This is a genomic window from Streptomyces sp. NPDC029122 (genome assembly GCF_055569445.1).
Genome location: NZ_JBVHWK010000030.1, coordinates 49,734 through 53,214, shown reverse-complemented (window position 1 = coordinate 53,214; position 3,481 = coordinate 49,734). Strand labels below are relative to the sequence as shown.

3 protein-coding genes, 1 other RNA gene and 1 pseudogene are annotated in these 3,481 nt (G+C 70.9%); 4 read left to right on the top strand and 1 reads right to left on the bottom strand.

The window, feature by feature from the left end; genetic code table 11:
• Positions 1-87 precede the first annotated feature (87 nt).
• The 4 genes and pseudogenes from ftsX to ssrA form a co-directional block, all read left to right on the top strand.
• Positions 88-786 (top strand): annotated as a pseudogene (ftsX, locus tag ACZ4WZ_RS28085) (permease-like cell division protein FtsX); the annotation flags it as partial.
• 67 nt (positions 787-853) lie between these two features.
• The gene (locus ACZ4WZ_RS28080) at positions 854-2,041 is read left to right on the top strand and encodes a S41 family peptidase (RefSeq protein ID WP_467894544.1); all 1,188 of its coding nucleotides are present in this window, start codon (positions 854-856) and stop codon (positions 2,039-2,041) included.
• A gap of 18 nt (positions 2,042-2,059) precedes the next feature.
• Entirely contained in the window at positions 2,060-2,545 is a 486-nt protein-coding gene (smpB, locus tag ACZ4WZ_RS28075; RefSeq protein ID WP_467894542.1) for an SsrA-binding protein SmpB, read from the top strand.
• A gap of 100 nt (positions 2,546-2,645) precedes the next feature.
• Positions 2,646-3,034: a transfer-messenger RNA gene (gene ssrA, locus ACZ4WZ_RS28070) on the top strand.
• 71 nt (positions 3,035-3,105) lie between these two features.
• On the opposite strand, the gene ACZ4WZ_RS28065 is transcribed toward ssrA, so the two are convergent.
• On the bottom strand, positions 3,106-3,481 hold a 376-nt coding region (locus tag ACZ4WZ_RS28065; RefSeq protein WP_467894540.1), incomplete at its 5' end, for an SH3 domain-containing protein.

Here is a 3,481-nt window from a genome sequence, read left to right as displayed (position 1 = left end):
TCCCTGCCCAACAAGCACCCCGCCCCGGACGCGCCGCCCCCCCCCCCCCCCCCCCCCCCCCCCCCCCCCCCCCCCACCGGCCGGCCCTGCTCGAAGGGGGCGGTCACCCCCGAGCAGAAGCAGGGCATCGAGTCCGAGCTCAAGAAGATGGACCTCGTCCAGACCGTCATGTACGAGTCCGCGGACGAGGCCTACAAGCACTACAAGGAGCGCTTCGGCCACACCGCCCTGGCCGCCGTGGTCACGCCCGACCAGATGCCCGACTCCTTCCGGGTCAAGCTGAAGAACCCCGAGAAGTACGAGGTCATCACCTCCGCCTTCGCCGGGCGCGACGGCGTCCAGTCGGTCGCCGACCAGAGCCAGGAGCTGGACAACCTCTTCGCCCTGCTCGGCACCCTCAACTGGGCGGCCCTCGGCATCATGCTGGTCATGCTGATCGTGGCGCTGCTGCTGATCGTCAACACGGTGCGCGTCTCCGCGTTCAGCCGTCGGCGCGAGACCGGGATCATGCGGCTGGTGGGTGCCTCCGGCTTCTACATCCAGGTGCCGTTCATCATGGAGGCCGCCGTCGCCGGTCTCATCGGTGCCGTCCTCGCCTGCCTGATGCTCGGCACGGGGCAGTACTTCGTGATCGACCACGGCATCGCGCTCCGCGAGAAGCTCGAACTGATCAATTTCATCGGCTGGGACGCGGTCCTCGCCAAGCTGCCGCTGGTGCTGGTCATCGGGCTGCTGATGCCCTCGCTCGCCGCGTTCGTCGCGCTGCGCAAGTATCTGAAGGTATGACGAACGCCTCCTGCGGCCTGCCCCCAACACCGCTTGCCGCAGCCGGGCTTGTCCTAGACTCGGCGGCATGCCGGGTCTGCCCGCCCTCTGTCTCCGGCCCCGCGACCCGCGTCGCGGGGCCGTCCTGACGCTGGTCTTCCTCGTCTGCGTGGGCACCGCCGCCGGTGCGGGGTGCTGGGTGCCGCGCGAAGCGGACGGGACGCGTGCGGCCGCCGCCCTCACGGGCACCACCGGCCAGGACCCTCCCGCCGGTGCCGGCACCGCCGACCGGGAGGCCGTCGCCCGGGCCGCCGCCGAGGCCGTCGCCGAGGGCAAGTCGGGCAAGAAGGCCGCCCAGGAGGTGGTCAGCCGCAGCGGTGACCGCTGGGGCACCGTCTACGACCGGGGCGAGTACGCCGCCTTCGCCGAGGACCTCGACGGCCGCTGGACCGGGGTCGGCCTCTGGGCCGGGCGCCGCCGCGACGGCCGGGTCGAGGTCGAACGCGTCCAGCCGGACGGCCCCGCCGACCGGGCCGGACTGCGCGCCGGGGACCGGCTGCTGAGCGTGGACGGCCGGAGCGTCACCGGCCTGGCCGTGGCCGACGTGGTGGCCCTGCTGCGCGGGGAAGCGGGCACTCCGGTGGTGCTCGGCCTCAGCAGGGACGGCGCCGACCGCACCGTGACCGTCCGGCGCGAGCAGCTGCGTGCCGAGCCGGTGACCGTACGCCGCCTCGCGGGCGGCATCACCGTGATCAAGGTGGCCTCCTTCACCCGGGGCTCGGGGGAGCGCGTCCGGGCGGCCGTCCGCGAGGCCCCGCCCGGCGGCGGGCTGATACTGGACCTGCGCGGCAACCCGGGCGGGCTGGTCACCGAGGCGGTGACGGCGGCCTCCGCGTTCCTGGACGGCGGGCTCGTGGCGACGTACGACGTACGGGGCTCCGAGCGCGCCCTGTACGCGGACCCGGGCGGGGACACCGCCCGTCCCCTGGTGGCGCTGGTCGACGGCGGCACGATGAGCGCGGCCGAGCTGGTGGCCGGCGCCCTCCAGGACCGCGGCCGCGCGGTGACGGTGGGCACCCGCACCTTCGGCAAGGGTTCGGTGCAGATGCCGACCGAGCTGCCGGGCGGCGCGGTGGCGGAGCTGACCGTGGGCACCTACCGCACCCCGGCGGGCCGCAGCCTCGACGGCGGCGGCATCACCCCGGACCTGCCGGCCGGCGACGGGGCGGAGGAGCGGGCCCGTACGGTATTGAGTGGCCTCGGGGTGGGTCCGTAGTGCGAAAATGACCGCACTATGGCTAAGGAAAAAGGGCGCAAGCTGATCGCCCAGAACAAGAAGGCCCGGCACGACTACACGATCGTCGACACCTACGAGTGCGGCATCGTCCTGACCGGCACCGAGGTCAAGTCCCTGCGGCAGGGCCGGGCCTCGCTGGTGGACGGCTTCGTGTCGGTGGAGGGCCGCGAGGTCTGGATGTACAACGTGCACGTGCCGGAGTACAGCCAGGGCACCTGGACCAACCACAGCGCCCGCCGCAAGCGCAAGCTCCTCATGCACCGCGAGGAGATCGACAAGCTGGGGCGCAAGTCGGAGGAGTCCGGCCACACGGTCGTCCCGCTGACCCTGTACTTCAAGGACGGCCGCGCGAAGGTCGAGATCGCGCTGGCGAAGGGCAAGAAGGAGTACGACAAGCGCCAGACCCTGCGCGAGAAGCAGGACACGCGCGAGACGCAGCGGGCGATCTCGGCGGTGCGCCGCAAGCAGCGGGGCACGGTTTAATCTCCTGGCACGCGGCGGTCCACTTCGCGTACCATGGCGTGAGCACCACCCCTCCGGGGGCGGCGCTGCTTGGAGCAGTACCTAACTGAACAGTGAACATGGGGATGATCGGTTTCGACAGCGGCTGTCGATGCAGGGGAAGCGAGCCGAGGAAGCGGCAATGATCTCGCTAACCACATGTCGCAAAAAATAATCGCCAACTCCAAGAGCGATAACTCCCGCTTCACCCTCGCTGCCTAATAACAGTGAGCTGAAGCCTCTGTGAGGAGCGTCAGCCCGGAAGTGGTCCCGGTCCGGATCCTGGCGTCAACAAGGGATCTAAACCTCTAGCCCCGGTCACGGGGGTTGGAGGGAAACCAAACAGTGACTGAGCCCGTCGGAGACTTGTCCGTGTGATCTCCGGGGCTGAGAAAAGCGCAGCGGACTGCGCTCGGAGAAGCCCTGCTTCTGCACCGTTGGACGCGGGTTCGATTCCCGCCATCTCCACTCATCCCATGTGGGCGAAGCCCCCGCAGCCGATCGGCTGCGGGGGCTTCGTCATGCCCGGAGGGTGGTTTCGGTCAGCAGTACGGGATCTTGTTGAGGTTCACGGCGTAGCGGGCGGGGATCCAGCCGCGGCCGTCGGCGAGCTTGTACCAGATCGCGTTGTCGCCCACGGTCTCCCCCTTGGCCTTGCACTGGAGGTTCACCACGGTGCTGGCCGGGAGCTTGCCGGTCTTCGTGTGGCTCATGCCCGGGCCGGAGCGGATGCCGAGGCCCTTGCCGGAGGTGACGACACGCGCCTTCGGGCTGCCGCCGCCCTGGCCGTGATCGCCCTTGCCGTGGTCGCCCTTGCCGTGATGGCCGCCGCACTTCTTGCAGTGGCCGGGCTCGCCGGTGTCGCCCTTGGGGCCCCGGGGGCCCTGCGGGCCGGCCGGGCCGCGGTCGCCCCGGTCG